Source organism: Floridaenema fluviatile BLCC-F154, from assembly GCF_041929135.1.
In the GTDB taxonomy this organism is placed as follows: Bacteria; Cyanobacteriota; Cyanobacteriia; order Cyanobacteriales; family Aerosakkonemataceae; genus Floridanema; species Floridanema fluviatile.
Map to the genome: position 1 here is coordinate 1 of NZ_JBHFNS010000093.1, position 24155 is coordinate 24155.

Consider the following 24155-nt stretch of genomic DNA (forward strand, 5'->3'; position numbering starts at 1 on the left):
TCGTTTCTGCGGGTGGAGGCTTCGTCAATAGACAGCCTGTGAAGCCTGAAGCTTGGGGTTTTAGTGGAGTGCAATTAGCTCTATTTTAGTCCTAAGAAGCCCCCGTTATATTTCGCAGAAATTAACGGGGGAGAACGTCACGTAAAAGGACATAATGAACCAGAAAATAAATGGCGATATCTGGAAAGTAATGGCAAATTAGCTGCCTACGAAATTCCAGCAAATCAAACCAGGATGTATAATTGGGCTTGGAAAACTTCTCGACCTAGTGATTTTCGTTTAGTTGTCAGATATGCTAAAAATTGGGATGAGTTTGATTTGATGATGGATAAATAAGCAATAAGATTGGGGTGCTATTTCTACCAGTTAGGTAAAATAACAAAGTCACTTACTGGTAGGAGGTGAAGAATGTCACGCAAAAAGTCACCAGATATTGGTACAAACCGCGAAAATTCTTTGACAGAGCTTTTCATCAAACCACCTAGACTTTCTAGCAGGGGGAAAATGTGGAGTGGGATCGGTTTAGAACAGCACTATTTACCACCAGGAGAAACTCCTGAATATTCTCTGGAAAAATTCGCGATCGCTATTAATCTTGGTCAAAGTTTTGAGATAGAGAGAATTGCCGATCGGCATCTCGAAAAAGGTTTAATGATGACGGGTGCTGTTGGGCTTTGTCCAGTATACATTCCTCAAGTAATTCGTTGGAATAGAGATGCTAACATTTTGATGCTTAGTTTAGATGATGAATTACTGAGCAGTCATGCTTTAGAGTTGTTGGATACCGATCGATATGAGATGTTACCTCATTTGATCGCTCAGGATACTTTGATTTATCAAATGGGATTGAACCTTCAGGAACACCTGAAAAATAATGATTCAGATAGCCGTCTTTATGTTGAATCTGCTGCTAATTTTTTGGCTGTTCATCTTTTGCAAAATTACTCAATTCAAAAAGCTTTAGTTCGGGAGTATGCTGGGGGTTTACCAAAACAGCAACTAAGAAAAGTAATTGATTATATCGACGCTCATTTAACACAGGATATTTCCCTGGATGCGATCGCCAATTATCTCGGCATGAGTCGCTATCATTTTAGTCGATTGTTTAAACAATCTACTGGTTTGAGTCCACATCAATATGTGATTCAACAGCGGGTAGAACGAGCGAAACAACTATTAAGGCGAGGGAAGTTGAGTATTGCGGAAACTGCGATCGCTTGTGGTTTTAACCATCAAAGTCATCTTCATCGCCACTTTAAACGGTTAACAGGTACAACACCAGGAAATTTTCTCAATTCTTAGCAAGTTCGTGCAAAAACAGCAAGAAGGTGCAAGACTTTTGTACAATTATTTGCGACTATTAAGGCATCTTGATGAGATGTTCTACGCTTCAGTAGCAATTAAAAAACGGTAATTAGGCATTTTCCAGCATCTACCAAAGCTGGTTAAATCAATCAACAGGTATTTAACTTATTTTTCCTAAAGTCCCGAAAAATTTACTATTGCAGCCTCATGTTAGTGCTTGGCAAATAGTTAGTTCGCTCTCAAATGATTCTACAGGAGGAAATCTGATGAATAAGAAAGAAACTAAGAAATTACAATCTGCACAAAATGACTCAGTTGAAACTTTATTGACTGAAATCAACGATCGAGAAAGTGCTCAATTGGTAGGTGGTGGATCGCCCTCAATTTGGGAGTGGATTCGCGACAATGCAAGAGATTGGGGTTGGGCGATCGATCCTTACGCCGGAAAGTATAATTAAGCGGCAATTTTTTGATTTGGGTTTTCGATCTGATACAATCTTATGCGATCGCTTCCTTACCCCATTGTTGGACGTAAATCATAGTTGAATTTAGGAGTTGAATGATGTTTAATAAACATTCAAACAAAAGCATTTCTCAATCATCTTCAAAAGATGTACCTGCTAATGAAATGATCGTGGAATTAACAGATAACGATCAAGAATCATTGTCTGGTGGAACTATTAGTCCTCTTGACGACAAACTTACTATTACTCCTCCAAAAATTACTGCGCTAGTACTGCTATTTGCTAATCCTTTTGCTTAAGGTCGATCGCATTTAGAGGAGATTAATCTATTGTGGCTAAGTCATCAAAAAACCAAACATTGCCATTAGATCGAAGCTTGTACCGAGAAATTTCTGAGGTTGAAGCTAGTCAGTACCAAGGAGGAGCAATCTCCCATGAATTAACTCATGTTGTTCAACAAAACGGTGTTGTTTCTTCCCAAACAAAAATAATTATCTTCGCTGCATAGAAAGTTGCTTTTGTTTGAATTAGTAATTTGTAGTATTCCAACTTTAATGTAGCGGAATAGGGAAAATTTTGTGGAGATTAAAGCCAATTCTAAATTGGCTTTAAGGTTTTTGTTTTAGGGAGAAGTGACCATGAAAAAAGAAAAAATCAAAACAGATATTTGGCAAGAATTAGATGATTCTCAAGCTGAACTCGTTAGTGGAGGTAGTTTATATAACTTACAGCGACTTCAGCAAGAGTTTGAGGCTGAGTTAGCAAGATCCTCAAAACCAAAAGAAATTGTTGTCGTAGGCCCAAAAATTGATTAGTTGAGGTTTAGGAGTCAAACCAATGATTAATTTGTTTTCCAAAAGAGTGGCATTGAAAGATAGTTTAGGCAGGATTTCGTCAGAAAAACTGATTGAAAATCTGGACGAAAAACGGGAGGAGTTGTTAGCAGGAGGTTCGATCGCCACACCTAGTTTCCTCGGTCAAGTGAATAAGGCTAAGACTGCTAAATCAAGCGGCGTACTTTTTTGGTTCTAGAAGCCAATGAAAGTCAGGAAGCGATCGCTATCCTTAAAGATTCAAAAATTCCTAATGTTTAAATAATCACAAATAAGGGGCGATCGCATCTACCAATCATTCAATAAAAACTTACAAAGGAGTAAAACAAATGATTCGCAAGCCTTCAACCAAACAAGCTCCTAAGATTGTTTTAGATAGCGATCGATTGCAAGCATTGGTGACAGATCTAGGTGAAACAAAGGAAGGGATAATTGTTGGTGGGAACTACAATCGCTATGCCAGTATTGAATTGAACTATTTGGTGATCGAAAATCAAGAAACAGGATCTTATGGCGCTATTCGAGCGACGTTCAGGTTCTAGATTGGCAAATTTTTTGAGTACAAAATCACAAAGGAGTTAAATAAATGTTTCGTAAATCCTCAACTAAAAAACCATCTCCGCCTGTTTTAAAGAGCGAACAGTTACAAAATTTAGTGGTGGAAGTAACCGAACAAAATCAAGCAAATATTTCTGGTGGCTCTCGCTTCCCTTCTGATGGGCCGGGTCGGGGTGGTACTTGCGACATATCCGGCTGGTGGATATAAAGGAAAATTGGGTTTTTAGTTTGAAATTGGGTCAACTCTTCGGCGATAGATTTCGGAGTAATTACGGATTCAAAAAATCCAAATGTTCTCCCGGAAGTTTGCTTAATTCTGCCGTAGTTCCTGTTAGTTTCAGTTGACCTTGTTCTAACAAAATAATCCAATTTGCTCGTTGAATTACTCTCGGACGGTGGCTAATAATAATTGTGGTTTTGCCTTGACGGTAAGCTAAAAGTCGGTCTAAAATTTCCGTTTCTGTTACTGGGTCGAGTGCGCCTGTTGATTCATCTAAAATTAGCACAGGTGGGTCGGTGACAATGCCACGAGCGATCGCTAATCGTTGTCTTTGTCCACCCGAAATATTAGCCCCAAACTCTCCCAAAACCGTTTTATATTTGTCAGGTAACTGACTAATAAATTCATCAGCACCGACAATTTGACAAGCCGCAACAATTTGTTCAAAACTTACTTGGGGATAGCTAAAACGGAAATTATCCACAATAGCCCGACTCCAAAAATGCGGTTCTTGTGGCACTAAAACTACTTGCCATCTGAGACATTCTAAAGAAAGGTCATCTTGGTTATAAGCACCAAAGCGAATGTTACCAGATTGTGAGGAATATAGCCCAGCAATTAACTTAGCCAGAGTGCTTTTACCACAACCAGATTTACCAATTAATGCCGTAACTTTTCCCCCTGGAATTGTGACTGAAAAATCTTTGAGCAAGTCTACTCTACCAACATGATGAAAGTTGAGGTTAGTACAATTAATTTCGACATTGTTAGCAATTTCTACCCATTCTTTTTGGCTATCTTCCGAGCTTTCTGGTGTGGCATCAATGATGTCATTTAAACGCTGAGTCGCTGTTTTCGCTCTGGCAAATTCATCCATAAAATTGATTTGGGTGTTAATAAAGTTGGTAAAATTGCGATTCACAGCGTTAAAAGCTAATAATTGACCAATAGTTAGTTCTTGGTTGATTACTAAAACACTACCAAACCAAAGAATAGCAATGCTACCAACCCCGGAAATTAAGCTAGAAAAAACATTGTTAATAATGGCAATTTTTAATAGCTTTAATGTAACATTAGCTAAACGACCTAAACGACCTTGCATTTCGTCCCAAGCTTGGGGTGCTGCGCTGGAAGCTTTCAGAGTTAATGCACCTTTGAAAGTTTCGACTAATACACCTTGATTTTCTGATTCTGTGACTAAAACATCACGGGTTTTTTGTTGCAGTGCGGGTAAAAATATGAAGGTTGAAAGAGTCATTAAACCAGCTAAAAGGATAGCTGCTGCTGTTAGTTTCCAACTGTAAATCAGCATTAAAATTAAAGATAATAAAGCAATGAATAATCCACTTGGTAAGCTGATAATTACTTGCGAAACTAACAAATTAACTTCCCGAATATCTCTCAGGCGGCTGACTATTTCTCCACTGCGATGAGATTCGTAATAAGTTAAAGGGAGTTGTAAAATTTGTTGGGCAAATTCTAAGGCTAAACCTAATTCTAATCTTTGGGCGAAGTGAGCAACTAAATAGGATTGAACTAACTGTAATAGATTGCTAAAAACGATCGCCACCATCACCCCAATAGCCACAACAGTTAATAACTGCAAATCTCCTCTAACTATTACCTCGTCGGTAATAATTTGGATTAAAATTGGTAGAGCGAGTGAAAGAATGCCAATTGCTAAGTTGATCAGCAATACTTCTGCGAGAAGTCCTTGATAGTTCCAAACTCGTTTTAAAAAACGGGAAAAACCGGAAATGCGATCGCTCTTTTGCTCATAAAAACGGTCTTCATCTATTACTAAAAGTAACATGACACCGTTTGTCCATCCTTCCATTAATGCTTGCTTGCTTAAATAGCGAATTCCCACTGCTGGATCGGCGACAACATATTTATTTCTTCGTTGTCCGTATAAAACAACCCAGTGATAACCTTTCCAGTGAATAATTGCAGGTAAGGGAACTTCATTTAGGCGATCGATCAACTCAGGAGATGCTTTAACTGAACGAGTGTCAAATCCTAAAGTTTCCGCACCTCTTCTTAATCCTAAAAGAGTTGTCCCTAACTGTCCTGTACCCACTGCTTCTCTAACGCGAGAAATTGCAAATTTCCGCCCATAATATTTAGCAATGGTAGCGAGACAAGCCGCACCACAATCTTCTTCACTATGCTGTAAAACGAGAGGATTCTTCATGTTAAATTGCTAAAATTTTCCCTTAGTAAATACTTTATAATTAGATCCATATAAATTGCAAAATATCAGGCAAAAAAAACCAAATTTATGACAGATACAACTAGTTTACCGACAATTTCTGAATCCCAATCTAAAAATCGTTATCAAGTGAACTCTGCTTTTCTGCAAACTGCTAAACCGGATGAATTTTTACCCCCTATTAGTAGATGGGCAGTTGTTGGCGGGTTATTGTTAGTTGGAACGATGGGAACGGCGATCGCTTATGCGGCGATCGCTCCCTACAATGTTACTGTGAAAGCTCCGGCTACTGTTCGTCCTACGGGAGAAATTCGCATTGTGGAAGCGGCGACTGCGGGAGTAGTTAAACAAATTTCAGTTAAGGAGAATCAGGTTGTTAAACAGGGAGAAGCGATCGCTTTTCTAGATTCCTCTCAACTGTTAACAAAAAAAAGTAAACTCGAAGGAAATCTGCAAAATTACCAACTTCAATTAAATCAAATTTCTGCTCAAATTAACGCTTTAGAAAATCAATTAAACGCTGAAAGACGAGCTATAGAAAGGACAATTGCTTCGGCTCAAGCTGATTTAAGTCGCAAGCAAAAAGAGTATCAAGAACAAAAAACTAGTATAATTACAGAAGTACAAGCCGCCGAAGCTAACTTAAAATTAGCTGAATCGGAATGGCAAAAAGCCCAGAAAGATTTACAAAAGGAACAAGCAAATTTACAAACAGTTATCGCTAATTTAAAAGCAGCAGAAGCCAGTTTAAAAGCAGCAATTTCTAAATTTAATCGCTATTCACCTTTACGAAATTCTGGGGCAATTTCCTTAGATTTACTGGAAGAAATCAAACTGGATGTTGACCAACAAAAACAAGCATTAGCTGGACAAAAGGCGGCTTTAGAAGTACAAAAGCAAGTAGTTGAAAGTCAAAGAAAAACTGTTACCAAACAACAACAAGCGATAGCTGTAGCTAAAGCTAAATTAACCGGAGTTAAAGCTACTCTTAATCCTACTAATGCAGCAGTTGTAATTGCTACTGAAAGAATCGCAGAAGAAAAAGCGAAAGGTGAGGTAACTTTGGCGAATTTAAAACAAGAACGAGAAGCTTTAGTGCAGCGTCGAGTGGAAATTCAAAATCAAATAAATCGCGATCGCCAAGAGTTGCAACAGTTAAAAGAAGATCTGAAAAAAACTATTGTGCGTTCTCCTGTCACCGGAACAATTTTTCAATTAAATTTACGAAATTCAGGACAAAATGTAGAAGTAGGTACAACAATTGCGCGAATTTCTCCTAGTTCTGGTAAACTAATTATTAAAGCTAAAGTAGCTCCTCAAGATATTGGTAAAATTGCTTTAGGTCAAAAATCTTTAATGCGAGTTTCTGCTTATCCTTATCCTGATTATGGAGTTTTGTCAGGAAAGGTGAGTGCGATCGCTCCTGATGCAATAATTCCGCAAAATAATACTATTACTCAAACTCCCTCATATTATGAAGTAAGTATTCAACCAGAAAAAAGTTATTTGTTTAAAGGCGATCGAACTGGGGAATCAGGTTGTTGTCAGTATCCGATTCAACCAGGAATGGAAGTTACAACAAATATTATTACTCATCAAGAAACAATTCTTTCATTTCTCCTAAGAAAAGCTCGGTTGCTCACAGATATATAATAAAGGTAGTTGAGCGATCGAGTTTTATTTTTGACTGTATGCGAGTTCTATTAGTCGAAGATGAGCCAGATTTGGGTGCAGCAATTAAGCGAATTTTGCACCAAGAAAAGTATGTAGTTGATTGGGTGCAAAATGGCAAAGAAGCGTGGAATTATTTATCAGATGAACAAACACAATATACTTTGGCGATCTTTGATTGGTTGTTACCAGGAATTTCAGGATTAGAGTTGTGCAAAAAAGTGCGATCGCAACGCAATCCTTTACCAATTTTAATGCTAACAGCAAAAGATCATGAAGAAGATAAAGTCGCTGGATTAGATGCTGGCGCAGATGATTATTTAGTAAAACCTTTCGGAATGGCGGAACTTTTGGCTCGACTAAGAGCTTTGCAAAGGCGATCGCCTCAACTTCAACCAGAAAAACTAACAGTTGGAAATCTAACTTTAGAATACAGCACTCGCACAGTTTGTTTCCAAAATACCAAAGGTGAAAAGCAGGTGATTTCTCTAACTACTAAAGAATTTCAACTTTTGGAATACTTTATGAAACATCCTAAGTTTGTACTGAGTACCGATCAAATTCGCACTCAATTATGGGAATTAAGTGCAGAACCTATTAGTAATGTTGTGGCGGCGCAAGTACGTTTATTGCGGCGTAAATTAGCTGCTAATAGTTGTCCTGATTTGATTGAAACTTTGCATGGTATGGGATATCGTTTTAACCCTAATTAAGGCAATTTGTTAGTTACAAATGTTGTTGGTTCGATCCCCCCTAACCCCCCTTAACAAGGGGGGAACCGGATTCAAAGTCCCCCTTATTAAGGGGGATTTAGGGGGATCTAAGCAGAAGCTTCTCAATGCAAAGTCCCCCTTATTAAGGGGGATTTAGGGGGATCTAAAACTAGGAACAAAAGTTAATTATGAATCAAAATAAACTATTTAACAGAACTCGCACTCGCTTAGCTTTATCTTATGCTGGAGTGATGGGAATAATTTTAAGTTTGTCGGGATTTGGTGTGTATGAGGCGATCGCTCATGCTCATCATGTTGCGATTAACCGCGAGTTAGAATCTGTAGCTGGAACACTCCATGACAGCATTGAATTAAAGTTAAATAAACCGGGAGTTTTAGAACCAATTATTGAGGAACTTTTACCCAATCTTTGTTTAGCAGGATCTAGCTGTATGGCAAAGAAAGTCAATTTTTCTCGTCACATTCTCACCGCCATTAATCAAGGGAATTATTATATTCGTTTCTTTGATAATTCAGGTAAATTAATTGCTGTAGCTGGTAATCATCCAGAGGGTTTACCACTAATATTGAATAAGGAAAAATGGCAAACTCTTCAAGATAGTAAAGGCAACTTTTATCATCAAATTTCTATATCTTTGCATACTCGCGATCGTCGGGATTGGGGTTACTTTCAAGTCGGGCGCAGTCTCAAAGATTTTAATGATTATCTGAATAATGTGAAATGGATCATGAAGTTGGGATTACCAACTACATTAATTTTAGTAGCTATTTCTAGTTGGTGGTTAGCTGGTTTAGCAATGCAACCAATTTACCGATCGTACAAGCAAATCCAACAATTTACAGCCGATGCTGCTCATGAGTTGCGAACACCATTAGCAGCGACACAAGCAACAATAGAATCAGCCCATCCCATATCTAATTTTGACTCTAAAGAAGTACAAGAAATATTTGAAACGATCGCTCGGCAAAACCGACGTTTAATTCAATTAGTAGCTGATTTATTACTGTTAGCTCGCTTGGAACAACCAGCTACAAAAACCCGATTTAAAGTTTGTTATTTAGATGATATTATTAACGATTTAGTCGAAGAATTTACTGCTTTAGCAATCTCGAAATCCGTCAATTTAACCTCAGAAATTCGAGTAAATAATCCCCTTAATATTATGGGTAACGAAGAACAACTTTATCGCTTATTTTCTAATTTAATTATTAATGCGATTCAATATACTCCTGCTGAAGGTCGAGTAAAAGTTATATTAGATAGTATTGACAATCAAGCATTAATTCAAATTCAAGACACAGGTATTGGTATTCCTCCTGCTGAACAAAAGCGAATTTTCGATCGCTTCTACCGGGTAAATAGCGATCGCTCTCGTCACACAGGCGGATCGGGATTAGGATTAGCGATCGCCAAAGCAATCACTCAATCTCACAAAGGTACTATCCAACTACAAAGTGAAGCAAACAAAGGGAGTACTTTTACTATTAAATTACCCTTAGAAAATACAGCGCAAGAGAGCGATCGTACTAACTACCCCTTTTCCCTGAAATGGTTCTCTTAAAAATATTAAAACCCAATAATCTTATCTTCTTCTTTCTTCGTTTTCTTCGTGTCTTCGTGGTTTAAAAAAAAGATTTTTTGAACCACGAAGACACGAAGAAAACGAAGGAAGAAGAAGCTCAAGAGATGAGTTAACTTGGATTTGATATTAACTCCCATTTGGGGCTGGTTAAAGTATTGCGTAAACGCCAGGTTTTTCCAGGCAAAAACATTTCTAAAATTCCACTTTTTAAACTTTGGCGCAAATAAGGACTTTCTAAAACTGACCAATTTTTTAATATTCGTTCTTGATCATTAATCATGGCGCGACTGATAGCTTCATTTGGTTGATAGGTCATTTCTAAACGATTTCCAGCTAAACTAGTGTAGGTTAATTTGCCGACACTTTCCCATTGTCGATCGCCAATTTCACTTCGATCTAACGCCGCAGTTAAACGCTGAAAATCTGGATAATCGCTAACTCTAGCTATATCGGTAATCCAAGCAGTGCGATCGCCTTTCGCCACCAAAGCTTGATAGTCTTTATAACGTTCCGAAATCGGGGAAAGTAAACTTATTTCTCCCCAAGGACGAACACACAACCAAACTTCGTGAATCCGCCAAATATACCAAGATTTATATTGTTTTGCTTGCCCAAAACTTGCAGGTAAAACTAAATGCGATCGATTGGGAACTCCCGCTTTTTTGTCCTGTTCATTCAACCGCAATTGATAAATTACAGTCCCATCTTTTTGCAAATATCGATCGCCCGGACTTCGCCCAGTTCCCATTAAATTATGATAAGTTCCCCCTAAACTAATTACAGCATTATTCTCTCTTTTAGGGTCACGCACTACTAATTTATAAGTAGCATATTGAGCATTAATAGTTCCTTTAGTTTGATAGGATTTTCCGGGAATTAATAAAGTAGACAAACTGTAGTCATTCGTAATATAAAAAGTTTCCCAAAATTGGTTATCTTCGTGATAGCTGTAATATGCTGGATGACTGGCTAAAAGTTGAAAAGGTAAAGGAATTTCTTTTCTAGCTAAAGCTTTAAATTCTGCGGGCGGACGGTAACTACTTAAACCAGCAAGTAACGCTAATGGGGTAACATTTTTTCGCATTCTTTCAGCAACTTTAACATCATCTCCCCACCACATCCAAGCCACAGCTGATAAGGAAGTTTCATCCCAAGTTCCGCGATCGAAACCTCGACTTTCCGCACCTCCCGCAGTTCCCCAACTTAAGCGAACTGCCATATTAGCAGCATACCAATCTAAAGCAGCTTTTGCTAATTCTTTTAATTCGGGAGTTTTGGCAAAGTCGTAAAGATTTAATAAACCTCCAATGCTATATCCATAATAAGTAGAAGAGTGAAATTCCCCTTGTCCAATAGTTAGAAATTTATTAATTTCTGCACGCAACCAAGCTTCAATAGATGCAGGAGTCGCCGGATCGCTATTTGACCATCCACTACCATCTATTAATGCTAAACCAGAAAGACGTTGCATCATCATGTGGTTTTCTGTACCAGTTTCTAGCCATTCTTTAACACGGTTTGATTCCACCATACTACGATAATATTCTTTTACATTGTCTGGCATTTTATCGCGAAAATAAAAGAAAATTGGCAGATCATAAATACTGCGAAAATGGTAAATATCTGATCGATCTTTGTCTATGTTTAATAGGATGTTCCAACTGTGTTGGCGATCGTACTTTTCTCCCAAACTTAAACGAGCTAAAATAACAGGTAACAAGTATTTATGAGGATCGCCAATATTTTCTCTCCGCCACCAAACATCCAACTCATCTAAATTTTGGGCGGCTATTTTTTGGCGAATAGCAAGACTACGTTCAGCAAAAGCAGTCTCTTCATTTCTTGCCGAACTCTCCTGAACTGCTACTAAATAATTATCTTGTTTAACAGGTAGTTTACTGTTTGCTGGAATACCAACAGCACAAGCAAAACTGATTAAACTAACTAAAACAACAGTTACAATAAATTTAATTTTCATTAACCAACTTTTTCGCTACACTACCATATTAGTGATTAGTCATAGGTCATTTGGCAAAAGTAAATAGTTATTTACCAATCACCAACTACCCATTACCAACTACCAACAAAATATATGATTGACCTTTACACCTTCACCACTCCTAACGGTCGCAAAGCTTCTATTATGTTAGAGGAAGTCGGTCTTCCTTACAATGTGCATAAAATTGATATCACCAAAGGAGAACAATTTACGCCGGAATTTATGGCAATTAATCCTAATAGTAAAATTCCGGCAATTGTCGATCGAGAAAGCAATATAACTGTTTTTGAATCAGGGGCTATTCTAATTTACTTGGCAGAAAAAACTGGGAAATTGTTACCAACTGACACTAAAAATCGCTTTCAGGTGTTGGAATGGTTAATGTTTCAAATGGGCAGCGTTGGGCCAATGTTTGGGCAATTAAACCATTTTAAAAACTTTGCGCCGTCAAAAATTGATTATGCGATCGCACGTTACGAAAAAGAAACCTTACGCCTCTACAGTGTCTTAGATACCCAATTAGCAAACCAGGAATTTATCTGCGGTAATTACTCTATTGCTGACATTGCTACTTATCCTTGGGTAGCAATTTATGAATTTCAAGGATTAACTTTAGATAATCACCCAAATCTTAAACGCTGGGTAGAAACAATGCAGCAACGTCCAGCAGTACAAGAAGGAATGAAAGTACCCAGTTAGAATATAGATATCCGACTTCTGAAGAAGTCGGATATCTGTCAAGAAGTCGGGAATCTATCCTGAAAATTAATACTCTTCAGAAAAGTACTTTTCCACACAACGCACAAAGATTTCTACACCCATTCCTAACACAGTTTCATCAAAATCAAACCGGGGATGATGATGGGGAAAAGCTAAATTTAAACTGGGATTAGCTGAACCTAAAAAGAAATAACAACCAGGAACTTCTTGCAGAAAATAAGACATATCTTCCGCTGCCATTGTTTGACAATCTGGCACTATTCCTGCGGGAGTTTCTACCACATTTACTGCTACCGATCTGACTAATTCTGCAATTTCTGCATTATTAATTGTTGCTGGATATTGTCGGCGGTAATCTAGTTCGTATTTTGCACCGTAACTTTTACAAACTCCGGCAATAATTTGGTCAATTTTTTCGGGAATTATTTCACCGACAGCAGGGTTAAAATATCGCACTGTTCCGGCTATTTCCGCTTTATCTGCAATTACATTAAATGCACTACCTGCATGGAATTTTCCCACTGTTACCACTGCCGAATCGATCGGGTTAATATTGCGGGATACAATAGTTTGTAAGTTGTTAACTATTTGGGCAGCAACTAATATTGAATCTACAGTTTGATGAGGCATCGCCCCATGTCCACCTTTACCAAAAATTGTGCAATTAAATGCTTCCGTAGCTGCCATTAATGCACCAGTACGCACACCTACTGTTCCCATTGGTAAGACATTCCACAAATGTAAACCAATGATGGCATTAACATCGGGATTTTTTAATACTCCCGCTTCAATCATCGGTTGTGCGCCACCTGGCCCTTCTTCTGCGGGTTGGAAAATAATTTTTACTGTTCCGGCAAAATTTTGCCGATGTTGGTAAAGATAATAAGCTGTTCCTAATGCAATAGCGGTGTGTCCATCATGACCGCAAGCGTGCATAATTCCTTCATGTTGCGATCGATAACTCACCTCATTTTCTTCTTTAATTGGCAAAGCATCCATATCCGCCCGAATCGCTAAAACTTTCCCTTTTCTAGCTATTTCCGAACTAACTTTTTCCCCTTTAATAATTGCAACAATACCTGTTTGTGCAATCCCAGTTTGATGCTCAATTCCCCATTCGGTTAACTTTTTAGCGATAAATTCTGTAGTCAATTTTTCTTTAAAACCAAGTTCAGGACGTTCATGAATTGTTCTGCGCCATACCACAAGCTGCGGCTGTAATTGTCGAATCTCTAATCGAATTCGAGATAAATCTACGTTAGGAGAATTGGGTAATGTGGATATCATTTCTAAGACTTTAATAGGAGAAATTTGGATTGGGATATAGATTTTTAGTTCCGATTTTTTGCTGCTTAGTTAAAGCCAGCTTTTGTTCACACCACTAACTTCGTTGTACCATTGGAACTTCTTCATATAGCTTAACACAATTAGTCGTTGTCATTACAAGTGCAATTTGTTTAACAATCGGTAGAGACGTTGTATACAACGTCTCTACAATTTACTTTATGGTAGCCAGGGATATTGCCGAAAATCGGGTTTACGTTTTTCCAAAAATGCCTGTTTTCCTTCTGCTCCTTCCTGGGTCATATAATAAAGTAGCGTGGCATTTCCTGCTAGTTCTTGTAACCCTGCTTGTCCGTCACAATCAGCATTGAAAGCAGCTTTTAAACAGCGAATTGCGATCGGACTTTTTTCCAGTATCTCCTGAGCCCATTTAATTCCTTCCGTCTCCAACTCTGCCACCGGAACAACACAATTAACCAGACCCATTTCTAAAGCTTGATTCGCATCATATTGCCGACATAAAAACCAAATTTCTCTCGCTTTTTTCTGTCCCACAATTCTCGCCAAATAACTAGCACCAAAACCGCCATCAAAACTCCCAACTTTGGGCCCAGTTTGACCGAAAATTGCGTTATCTGCCGCAATTGTTAAATCGCAAATAATGTGTAAAACATGACCTCCGCCGATCGCATATCCCGCCACCAAAGCAATCACAACCTTGGGCATCGATCGAATTAAACGTTGCAAATCTAACACATTCAATCGCGGCACACCATCATCATCAACATAACCCGCATTTCCGCGCACACTTTGATCGCCCCCTGCACAAAACGCATATTTCCCATCAGTATGCGGCCCCGCACCAGTAAAAAGTACTACCCCAATATTTCTGTCCTCACGGGCATCGCAAAAAGCATCGTAAAGTTCAAAAACAGTTTTTGGACGGAAGGCATTACGTTTATGAGGACGATTAATAGTAATTTTGGCTATGCCGTCCATTTTGTGATAAAGAATGTCTTCGTAAGTTTTAACAGTTTGCCATTCAACTTGCATAAATGATGATCTAAATATCGACTTACAGTATTATCTGTCCTGAAACGCCGATTCTGACAGCGATCGCCCTAACACCGCACAGCAAATGGAAAATTTTCTTCCTCAGCCTTGTACTGCATACTCTGTCTATTTTGTCAATCCGTGAGACACTAAAAACTTATATCTAACTGAATCGAGGATATACGGAAACAAAACCTCAGTGAAGCTGCAATTTCTCACGATGTCAATTCAATGGGAAATTTTGAAAATAGAAACACCATCAAATTGTTATTAGAACTTGTCCCCAGGAGTAGTGCAATGTTAATATCTCACCAAGTTTCCCAATCAGGTGTCGATCGAACAAATACTTATCAGGTGTTGCACAAACAGGGATGTTCATTACTAAGTGCCGGAAATTTTCAGGAAGCACTAATATATTTTGACCAAGCAATTGCCATCATGCCCAACCAAGCTGACTCTTGGTATCGTCGGGGAGAAGTGCTGGCAAATCTTACTGATTATCAAGCTGCATTGTTCAATTTTGACCAAGTTTTATTATTAGATTCGCAACATCAACAAGCTTGGGCATTTCGGGCAGCAGTTTTGATTTTTCTATCAAGATACATGGAAGCATTAGAAAGTTGCGATCGGGCTTTACTCCTAGATCCAAAAGATTCCGAAACTTGGGTAATGCGGGGAGTTGCTTTACAGCGACTCAATCTGTATAAACAAGCATATAACAGTTTCGATCGCGCACTAGGCATCGAAAGAAAACCACTCTTAGAACAAGTAATTAAGCCAGCTTTAACTTTAATAAAGCAACTCGGAAGACGATTGTCAATTCAGCTAGCTAAATAACTTGAAGTCTACTTAAAAAGAATCGAATTAAGCGGAGAGAGAAAAGACAAACTTTGTCTTTTCTCTCTTTTTATAGATATCAATTAATCGGTGATTTCTTCTAAAATATATCTAAGTCATTTGCCCTAACTTTATGAAAACAAAATTTCCTTTCCTAACCAGCAAAAAGCCTAAAATTTTCAGTATTTGCTTGCTGTCTTTAACCTTACTCAGTTGCACTAAACCCAGCGCAACCGAAACAGTTTTAGCTAAACGTTCATCTCTCGATCGAAAACCAACAGAAGTAACTAAAACCTCATCGCCATCCCCCAACTCCAAAGATCTACCAGAACCAAAAGAAAACCCAAACTCTGACAACAAATCATCTCTTTGGGCAAATGATTTTACCAGTAATAAATGGCAAGAAGAATGGGGCGTAAAAAAATCTGGTTCTTGGGGATTAAAAAATATTGAAGTCATGGAAAATCCCCGCAGTAAATTTACTAAATACCTGAGAGTACGCTACCCAGAAAAATCTGCAAGCCCCACAGTCAACAGGAAAGAAGAAGCACCTTTAGGCGGTGCTCAATTTTTCGCCAACTTAAATATGCAACCACGCGACGCTTTACGCTTAAGTTACTATGTAAGATTTTCTGACAACTTTGACTTTGTAAAAGGTGGAAAATTACCCGGATTATTTGGGGGAAATAATAACACCGGAGGCAAAATTCCTGACGGTACGGATGGCTTTTCTACCCGCTATATGTGGAGACGCAACGGTGATGGCGAAGTTTATGCTTATCTCCCTACCAGTAAAAAACATGGTACTTCATTAGGCAGAGGTAACTGGCAATTCCAACCAGGAAAATGGCACTTTATCGAACAAGAATTAACCCTCAATCAACCCGGAAAAAATGATGGCAGAATTCGGGTTTGGTTCGATGGTGAACAAGTACTAGATGAAAAAGAATTAGCTTTTCGTACTACTAAGGATTTAAAAATTGAAGGCATTCTTTTTTCTACCTTTTTTGGTGGTGGAGATTCTTCTTGGGCAAGTTCTAAAGATGTGTATGCAGACTTTGCAAATTTCTCTGTAACTTCTGTAAATCAATAAAAGCAAAATTAGTAGGTGCGTCAGAAGTTTAACCCTTAATACTTTCAATCAAATCTATGTCTGACGCAATACTTCTCGGTTAAGCATTTTTTGCCTTTGTAGGGGCGAAGCATTCGGACAGAAAATCTAGGGTTTGAGTCATAAATTGTCGCCCGAATGCTTCGCCCCTACTCTTAACCGAGCAGTATTGATGTCTGACGCACCCTACAACTATAAGTTAATAACTAAAAAAAGACCCCCTTTTCAGGGGGAAAATTCAAACTTAGCTGTAAATCTGGAAAAAATCTAAGACAAAATGACCGAATTTGGCCCTAACAAACGGATGGGTTTATTTGAGAAGACACCGCTAATAATATTACCATCAAGAATGTTGAAATCATCAATGTTGGTGCGTTCTGCAATTCCCCAACGAGCGCGAATTTCTAAAGTTGGATCGTTGGCAATATCGTTGTTATAAACTTCGTTATGGGTAGAAGCAGTCACGCCATCATCATCTAGGTAAATCTCATGATACTTGTTGTTTTCTGTTCGCCCGTTGTTGCGTAATGTGTTATTACTAATCAGGTTGTAAGAAGACGATCGCACCTGAATTCCATGTCTACCATTGTCAGAAACAACATTACCAAAAATTTCATTATTCTGACCTAAGTAAGTGTAAATTCCACTCCGCTGATTGAAGCTAGAAATATTGTTCCGAATCAGGTTGAAATCGGAAGTACGAGATATATTAACGGCACCAGGTTGCACCGTAATCCCATTCCCGCCATTATTAGTAGTGATGTTATTCACAAAATCATTGTAGCGGGATTCAGTCACAATATTCATCCCATGTCGGACATTAGAATCGGAAATATTGTCAGCCACTAAAGAGTACAACAAGTTGTCAATTGTAATCCCATCCTTGCCATTATTGTCAGCTAGGGAATCGGTAATTGTTAAGGCAATAGTCGGTACTGGTGCGTAGGAATTTTCGTGAGGATCGAAACCATAAGCACCGAAGTTTGTTACCCGCAAATCTTCAAAACTACTATCTCCGTAAGTACCGTAATTGCCGTAACTGTTAGATGCAGATGTTTGATTTTCCTTGTTACCATCTAGCCGCAAATGGCGAACATTTTGATTGTAAAAACGAGGAATTAAAATGTTTTCTGCTTCCGAATGTAAGGCAGATCGCAACATTCCCGCATTTTCAAATACTACATTATTCGCCTGTCTCAAATGCGTTAACCAACCGACACCAGAAAGGTTTACATTGTCATAAACAATCCGAATGTTATCAGCAATATCGTAAGTTCCACCTAACAACACTACACTACCACCGCCACTTTGTCCGACTTGCCTAATCACGTCATTAATTAAGTTTTGATCGCCCTTACCAGTAGCCACAAAATCTGCACTAGCTTTATCTTCTGCTGAGCTATTTGCCGCTGCAATTGTGAAAGTTTCGTCAGCATTATGTGGTTGGAATAACAGACTGTATTTATCATCGTTATCCCAGAAAGAATTACCAATCATTTCACCAGGAGTCACATTCACAAAGTAATTACCTACATCTAAATCTGTGGTAATTGAACCTTCTGTAGCATTATTACCAGTAGTACCTTTGTTAGTGGAACTAGTGATTAAGCTGCCATTACTATCGAGCAATTCTATTTTAGTTCCGCCAGCTAATCCATTGAGAAAAATGCTAAAGCGATCGGCTTCAGTTACATTAAAACTGTAGAAGTCGCTCAGATCTAAATCCCCTACATAATCCTCAACTTTAAAGTAATCCGTTATGCTACCTAAACTCCTAGCTGTTTCCTGATTATTCCCAGCTTGGTCGTTATTTTTGAAATCAACAAATTCGTATTTGGGAGCTTCGTTAATATCCTTCATTGGATCGCCAACTGCTGCATCCCAAACAGTTCTACCTGTGGTAAGAGTACTAGCATTGCCATCAATTACGATCTGAGAATTTTGTCCCACAATGCTATAGTCTTTGCCCGGTCCCTCAATGATATTGTCTTTATAAGTGTTGAAATCATCATTAGGACTTCTTTCCCTAATTCCATATTTGGCGCGATTAGTTTTGTTGTTGAGGATATTATTTTCCTCAATCAAATTGTTAGTGGAATATAGCCATTCACCGCCAACTTCTCTGCTGTAATCATCTACATAAATTTCAATGTAGCGATTGTTTTCCTGTTGAGAATTATTCAGCAATTGATTATTACGAACTGTGTTAAATGAAGCCGATCGCAACTGAATTCCATGTTGTCCATTCTCTTGAACCAGATTATTTTCTACCAGCGTGTTGTTGGCTAACTCAACGTAAATTCCATGACGATTATTAAACTTACTAACATTGCCAACTAAAATGTTATTGTCGGAAGTTCTAGTCTTATCTGAACCTGACTGCACGACAATTCCATGAGCCTGATTATTTGCCACTACATTATTACGAATAATGTTGTTTTCTGAATCAGTAACTATGTTAATTCCATGTCTACCATTGGCATCACTAATGTTATCTTCAATCACTGAATCTACAACGTTGTCCAGCGTAATTCCATCTACACCATTGCGATCGGCTAAGTTATCTTTAACTAACAATCCGACAGTAGGTGTTTCCGCCCAACTATTTTCGTGGGGATCGAGTCCATAATATTTAAAATCATGAACTCGCAAATCTTCAAAACTACCACCTTCATAAGTTCCAAAATTACCATAGGCATTTTTAGAATTGGTTTGATTTGCTTTATTTCCATCCAAACGGAAATGTTTAAAATTCTGATCGATGAAAGAAGACTTAATCACATTGTCTGAACTCTTGGCGAACATCGATCGCAACATTCCCGCATAACTAAATACGACATCATCCGCCTGTCTCAAATGTGTATTCCAACCTACGCCACGCAAATTAACCTTGTCATAGGTGATCATAATATTATTAGAAATGTCGTAGGTTCCGTCTAATAATAGTACCGTACCACCGCCTTTTTCTCCTAGCTCTTGAATCGCTTGATTAATTACCTCTTGATCGTCAGTACCATCAGCAAAGAGATCCGCACTACCTTTATTTTCTGTATTAGCAGCAGCAATTACAATAGTGTCAGGTGCGCTGTGTGACTGGAACATCAAGCTATATTTATCACCTTGATCGTAAAGCAGATTACCCGTAATTTCGTCTGGTGTAACGTTAACAAAATAAGTTCCCGCTGCTAAAGTTCTAGTAATCGAACCTCCTGTACCTTCGCTGTTATTTGCACTCCAACTAGTACCCGTGTTCGTTGAAGTTTCGATTAGATTTCCTGCATTATCTAACAGTTCTATTTTGGTTCCAGCAGCTAAACCATTGAGAAATACACTAACTGTGTCTTCTCGATCTAAAGTCAATTTGTAAAAATCATTTGGATCTTCGGCATTAACAGCATCCGTGAAACTTTGATAATCAGTTAAAACCTCTATGTTACGAGCTTCTGCTAAAGTATTACCAGCACCATCAGGAATTGTATCTACTGTTTGTACCCTGGCTAAAGCTTCATTAAATTGAGCCGTCGTTGGATCGTCATTAGTAGAATTAAGGGAATTTTGAGTTGTACCCAATGCGTCATCAAAAGTATTAGCCGCAGTGGTTTGATTTTGTTGTTCCTGATTAAGTTCAGGATTTACTTGGGGATCTAACATTAAAAACCTCTGAGAGTCCTAAATTAGTGATTGTTTCGCTATTTTGAAGATAGAAAAGCCGTATTTCTTTGATTGGCTAATTCGATCGGTACTAAGTACCAGCTTTGCGTTCAATAAAATTTGCAGATTAGTCGCTGCATCCTTTATTTGTAGTGCCAAAAGAATTAATTAGTGATGATTTTTATCTAGAGGCACTGAAGAGCAAAAACCTAATACTGCTTTCAGAAATTCTCTAACTCAACTGCATGATTTAGCGTCAAAAACCAAATCTCAAATCTTTGTACTCTGACTTAGTGACCCTGCCAATTAACTATTTATGTATTTCTACTATACGTATTTTGAACGAGAAATTCAAATTCGCAAATTTGGCTTTTTATAGAATAACCATCAACTCAGTTCTATTCACTTCACAATAAGTTTAAATAAGCCTTTTTTTAATAAAATATCTTTAAAGTTTAGGGAAAGATTTGGTAAAGAATTAGCCATAATGTCTAGAGTTATAAATTATTTTTATCCTTTATTTGATTTTTGGGAAAAAGCATTTTAATTATTAATCTAATTGAATTCAAACTCTCTCAAAAAATACAAAACACAAATTAGGATACAGGAGAAAATTTCCCGATCCTAATTTTTTTATTTCAGCTATTTATAGGGTGCGTTAGTGATACCATAACGCACTATTTTTGCTAGCAAATGTAATTTTTGCAGCTTTCCTTAATCAAGCAGTCACCTCCGAATAAACTCGATATTGTTTAGTTAGACCCTGAATAATATTGCCAATTAAAGTATTGCCAGAGTTAGAAATACTCTTTTCTCCAATACCCCATTTTGCTTGGTCAATTGGGTCGTTGACAATTAAATTTCCTTCCACAATGTTTTCTGTAGAGAAGGTAGTAGTGTCATCATCAATATAAATTTCTGAGTAACCACCCTTAACTGCTTGTGAATTATTTAGCAGTTGATTACCATTGACAGTGTTGTAGGAAGAAGATCGGAGACGAATTCCATAGGTGGAATTGTATTCCACAATATTGTTTCTGTATTCGTTATTTTTACCCAAATATGAGTAAATTCCACTGGTTTTGTTGTATCGAGAAATATTGCCTTCAAACAAATTGTAATCAGAAGTTCTCGATAAATCTATTGCTCCTGGTTGAACTGTAATTCCATTACCACTACCACCAGTACCATTGTTAGTAGTAACGTTGTTAAAGAAGTTGGTATATTGAGTAGCAGTTACTACATTAATACCATGACGTTTGTTAGAATCAGAAATATTGTCAGCAACCAAAGAATACTCTAAATTATCGATCGTAATTCCATCTTGACCATTATGATCCGCCAGAGAATCTTTGATAGTTAATGCCACTGTAGGAACAGGAGCATAAGAATTTTCATGAGGATCAAAACCGTAGTAAGCAAAGTTAGTTACTCGCAAGTCTTCAAAAGTGCTATTACCGTAGGTACCATAATTACCATAAGCGTTCCGAGTAGTGGTTTGATTTTTCTTGTTACCGTCTAATTTCAAGTGGCGAATATTTTGATTGTAGAAGCGAGGAACTGCTATATTTTCCTCTGCGGAGTGTAGTGCAGAACGCAACATTCCGGCATCTTCAAATTCAACATTATTTGCCTGTTTGAGAATACTATTCCAACCTACACCAGAAAGAGTAACGTTATCGTAGGTAAGCAAAACATTATCAGAAATACTGAAAGTTCCTGGCAGAAGTAAGACTGTACCACCACCATTCATTCCCACTTGTGCGATCGCCTGATTAATCACATTTTGGTCATTACTTCCACTAGCAATGAAATCAGCACCACCTTGATTTACAGTATCTTTCGCTGCGACTGCAACTGTCTTCAATCCATCATGAGGTTGAAAAATGACACTGTATTTTTCATCATTATCGTAAATCTGATTACCCGTCATTTCCCCTGGCTTCACGTTGACAAAATAAGTACCCGCAGCCAAAGTTTCGCTAATTAAACCTTCAGTTTTACCGCTATCAGTTTCCGTCCAAGTAGTACCTTTATTTGTGGAACTCTTCAAAACTGAACCATCACTATTGAGCAGATCGATCGTAGTTCCCGCAGCTAAACCATTGACAAATAAGCTAACAGTTTCTTCCTTGTCAATACTAAATTTATAGAAATCATTAGCATCAAATTCCCCAACATAATCAGTGAATTTCTTGTACTCCGTTAAACTGCCAACATCACGAGAAGCTTCCTTAGTATTACCTGCACCATCGTTAGCTTTGTAATCAATTTTGACATACTCAGGAGCTTGTGTAATTCCCGCTAAAGGATCGCCTTCTTCTGAATTCCAAAAAGTTCGACCTGCTTGATTAACACTGTAAATTTCCTTGGAGTTTGGCCCTTGGATTCGGCTGGTTTTATATGTTCCTTGAATGGTATTATCTTTGTAAGTGTTGAAGTCGTTCTTTGGATCTTTTTCTTCTATTCCGTACTTCGCAACTACTGATTGATTGTTGAGAATAATATTGTTTTCCGCAACATTGTTAGTTGAGTAAGTAGTTTCATTCGTGCTGGTATTCAAGTAATGATTAACCAGTAACTCGCTGTAACCTTGATGTTTAGATTGCGAGTTATTTAGTAACTGGTTGTCAGTAATAGTGCTATCTGATGCACCTTTTAAATGAATCCCACTTTGACCATTTTCTTCGACAAAGTTGTTTTTAACTTTGGTTCCTTCGGCTAGTTCTAAATAAATCCCATCTCTGGCGTTAAATTTAGCGATGTTGTTCTCTAACAGGTTGTTGTCAGAAGTTCTAGCTTTATCGCTTCCTGACTGCACAACAATTCCCCGATAACCGTTACTAGTAACAACATTATTTCTAATAACATTATTGTCCGAGTTGGTAACTACATTTATCCCATGTCGGTTGTTGGAATCACTAATGTTATCTTCAACTACTGAATCCACAATGTTATCTAATGTGATCCCGTCTTGACCATTGCGATCGGCTAAATTATCTTTAACTGTTAATCTCAACGTTGGGACTTTAGCATCACTATTTTCATGAGGATCTAAACCGTAGTATTTGAAACTATGAACTCGCAGATCTTCAAAGCTACTATCTTGATAAAAACCAAAGTTGCCATAAGCATTTTTGCTGCTAGTTTGATTTGCTTTATTACCATCCCAACTCATGTGTCGAAAATGCTGGTTAATATAAACAGGTTTAGCAATATTTCCCGCAGATGAATTAGCAGCAGAACGCACCATTCCCGCATTAGTAAATACGACATTATTCCCTTGTTTGAGAACGGTACCCCAACCAACTCCTGTTAAAGTAACATTATCGTAGATTGTTAAAATGTTATCGGTAATATTGAAAGTACCATCTAACAAAAGTACAGTTCCGCCTCCAGCTTGTCCGACTTGTGCGATCGCCTGATTAATCTCCTCTTGATCCCCAGTCCCATCAGTTAAAAAATCAGCACCATCTTTATTTTCCGAACTAGAAGATGCCACAACTACTGTATTTGCTTCATCATGTGGTTGGAAAATTAAGCTATACTTTTCTCCTTGGTCATAGAGTGGATTACCAGTAATTTCATCAACATGAGAAACTCTAACTTGGTAATCACCCACAGCTAAAGTTTCGGTAATTAATCCCCCTGTTGTTCCCCCATTGTTAGCCGTCCCAAAATTAACCGAACTATCAATCAGCGTTCCATTATTATCAAACAGTTCTATTTTCGTCCCTGCTGACAAACCACTGAGAAACATACTGACAGTTTGTTGTTGTCCCACACTGAATTTATATAAATCCGTTGGCTCGGATGTACTCACAAACTCAGTCTGCTTATTGTAAGCACTCAATGAACCTAGTTCAAACTCCATGATTCACCTATCACTTAATTTGCCGATTTATTACCAAAAATTCTGT

Annotated in this window: 20 protein-coding genes; 14 read left to right on the forward strand and 6 right to left on the reverse strand. The window is 38.0% G+C overall.

The annotated features are described in order from the left end of the window. Nucleotides 1-408 precede the first annotated feature (408 nt). The 8 genes from ACE1B6_RS26965 (at nucleotide 409) to ACE1B6_RS27000 (ending at nucleotide 3368) form a co-directional block, all read left to right on the forward strand. On the forward strand, nucleotides 409-1302 hold the full coding sequence (locus tag ACE1B6_RS26965) for an AraC family transcriptional regulator (protein WP_413260389.1): 894 nt from the start codon (nucleotides 409-411) through the stop codon (nucleotides 1300-1302). A 269-nt stretch (nucleotides 1303-1571) separates the two neighbouring features. After that, nucleotides 1572-1763, forward strand: a complete 192-nt coding sequence (locus tag ACE1B6_RS26970) for a hypothetical protein (protein WP_413260390.1) — start codon at nucleotides 1572-1574, stop codon at nucleotides 1761-1763. A 101-nt stretch (nucleotides 1764-1864) separates the two neighbouring features. Next, nucleotides 1865-2068 (forward strand): hypothetical protein, encoded by a 204-nt coding sequence (locus ACE1B6_RS26975; protein WP_413260391.1) that lies wholly within the window; start codon nucleotides 1865-1867, stop codon nucleotides 2066-2068. 32 nt (nucleotides 2069-2100) lie between these two features. Next, nucleotides 2101-2277: an eCIS core domain-containing protein gene (locus tag ACE1B6_RS26980; RefSeq protein ID WP_413260392.1), complete on the forward strand. Its 177-nt coding sequence runs from the start codon at nucleotides 2101-2103 to the stop codon at nucleotides 2275-2277. A gap of 130 nt (nucleotides 2278-2407) precedes the next feature. Further along, nucleotides 2408-2584 (forward strand): hypothetical protein, encoded by a 177-nt coding sequence (locus tag ACE1B6_RS26985; RefSeq protein ID WP_413260393.1) that lies wholly within the window; start codon nucleotides 2408-2410, stop codon nucleotides 2582-2584. A 22-nt stretch (nucleotides 2585-2606) separates the two neighbouring features. Further along, the gene (locus ACE1B6_RS26990) at nucleotides 2607-2801 is read left to right on the forward strand and encodes a hypothetical protein (RefSeq protein WP_413260394.1); all 195 of its coding nucleotides are present in this window, start codon (nucleotides 2607-2609) and stop codon (nucleotides 2799-2801) included. Nucleotides 2802-2931: 130 nt separating this feature from the next. After that, on the forward strand, nucleotides 2932-3144 hold the full coding sequence (locus ACE1B6_RS26995) for a hypothetical protein (protein ID WP_413260395.1): 213 nt from the start codon (nucleotides 2932-2934) through the stop codon (nucleotides 3142-3144). A gap of 44 nt (nucleotides 3145-3188) precedes the next feature. Then, entirely contained in the window at nucleotides 3189-3368 is a 180-nt protein-coding gene (locus ACE1B6_RS27000; RefSeq protein WP_413260396.1) for a hypothetical protein, read from the forward strand. Between the two features lie 61 nt (nucleotides 3369-3429). Here the strand turns inward: ACE1B6_RS27000 and ACE1B6_RS27005 are convergent, their stop codons facing one another. Further along, nucleotides 3430-5574: a peptidase domain-containing ABC transporter gene (locus ACE1B6_RS27005; protein ID WP_413260397.1), complete on the reverse strand. Its 2145-nt coding sequence runs from the start codon at nucleotides 5572-5574 to the stop codon at nucleotides 3430-3432. An 87-nt stretch (nucleotides 5575-5661) separates the two neighbouring features. On the opposite strand from ACE1B6_RS27005, the gene ACE1B6_RS27010 reads away from it, so the two are divergent. From ACE1B6_RS27010 to rppB, 3 genes are all read left to right on the forward strand, one after another. Next, the gene (locus tag ACE1B6_RS27010) at nucleotides 5662-7245 is read left to right on the forward strand and encodes an HlyD family efflux transporter periplasmic adaptor subunit (RefSeq protein WP_413260398.1); all 1584 of its coding nucleotides are present in this window, start codon (nucleotides 5662-5664) and stop codon (nucleotides 7243-7245) included. A gap of 38 nt (nucleotides 7246-7283) precedes the next feature. Next, nucleotides 7284-7976 (forward strand): two-component system response regulator RppA, encoded by a 693-nt coding sequence (gene rppA / locus ACE1B6_RS27015; RefSeq protein ID WP_413260399.1) that lies wholly within the window; start codon nucleotides 7284-7286, stop codon nucleotides 7974-7976. A gap of 188 nt (nucleotides 7977-8164) precedes the next feature. Further along, complete coding sequence (gene rppB, locus ACE1B6_RS27020; protein ID WP_413260400.1) at nucleotides 8165-9559, forward strand: two-component system sensor histidine kinase RppB; 1395 nt, start codon at nucleotides 8165-8167, stop codon at nucleotides 9557-9559. Between the two features lie 130 nt (nucleotides 9560-9689). Here the strand turns inward: rppB and ACE1B6_RS27025 are convergent, their stop codons facing one another. Beyond that, nucleotides 9690-11558 carry a hypothetical protein gene (locus ACE1B6_RS27025; protein ID WP_413260401.1) on the reverse strand — a complete coding sequence of 623 codons (1869 nt, stop codon included), beginning with the start codon at nucleotides 11556-11558 and terminating at the stop codon, nucleotides 9690-9692. A gap of 114 nt (nucleotides 11559-11672) precedes the next feature. Between ACE1B6_RS27025 and ACE1B6_RS27030 the strand changes: the two genes are divergently transcribed. Beyond that, nucleotides 11673-12278, forward strand: coding sequence for a glutathione binding-like protein (locus ACE1B6_RS27030; protein WP_413260402.1), 606 nt, complete (start codon nucleotides 11673-11675; stop codon nucleotides 12276-12278). A gap of 66 nt (nucleotides 12279-12344) precedes the next feature. On the opposite strand, the gene ACE1B6_RS27035 is transcribed toward ACE1B6_RS27030, so the two are convergent. Together ACE1B6_RS27035 and menB are read right to left on the reverse strand one after the other, a co-directional pair. After that, entirely contained in the window at nucleotides 12345-13586 is a 1242-nt protein-coding gene (locus tag ACE1B6_RS27035) for a M20 metallopeptidase family protein (protein WP_413260403.1), read from the reverse strand. A gap of 216 nt (nucleotides 13587-13802) precedes the next feature. After that, nucleotides 13803-14636, reverse strand: a complete 834-nt coding sequence (gene menB, locus ACE1B6_RS27040) for a 1,4-dihydroxy-2-naphthoyl-CoA synthase (protein WP_413260404.1) — start codon at nucleotides 14634-14636, stop codon at nucleotides 13803-13805. A 297-nt stretch (nucleotides 14637-14933) separates the two neighbouring features. Between menB and ACE1B6_RS27045 the strand changes: the two genes are divergently transcribed. After that, nucleotides 14934-15473, forward strand: coding sequence for a tetratricopeptide repeat protein (locus tag ACE1B6_RS27045; RefSeq protein WP_413260405.1), 540 nt, complete (start codon nucleotides 14934-14936; stop codon nucleotides 15471-15473). Nucleotides 15474-15606: 133 nt separating this feature from the next. After that, the gene (locus ACE1B6_RS27050; RefSeq protein WP_413260406.1) at nucleotides 15607-16566 is read left to right on the forward strand and encodes a polysaccharide lyase; all 960 of its coding nucleotides are present in this window, start codon (nucleotides 15607-15609) and stop codon (nucleotides 16564-16566) included. 285 nt (nucleotides 16567-16851) lie between these two features. On the opposite strand, the gene ACE1B6_RS27055 is transcribed toward ACE1B6_RS27050, so the two are convergent. Together ACE1B6_RS27055 and ACE1B6_RS27060 are read right to left on the reverse strand one after the other, a co-directional pair. Then, nucleotides 16852-20235 carry a right-handed parallel beta-helix repeat-containing protein gene (locus ACE1B6_RS27055; RefSeq protein WP_413260407.1) on the reverse strand — a complete coding sequence of 1128 codons (3384 nt, stop codon included), beginning with the start codon at nucleotides 20233-20235 and terminating at the stop codon, nucleotides 16852-16854. A 718-nt stretch (nucleotides 20236-20953) separates the two neighbouring features. Beyond that, the gene (locus ACE1B6_RS27060) at nucleotides 20954-24109 is read right to left on the reverse strand and encodes a right-handed parallel beta-helix repeat-containing protein (protein ID WP_413260408.1); all 3156 of its coding nucleotides are present in this window, start codon (nucleotides 24107-24109) and stop codon (nucleotides 20954-20956) included. Nucleotides 24110-24155 lie beyond the last annotated feature (46 nt).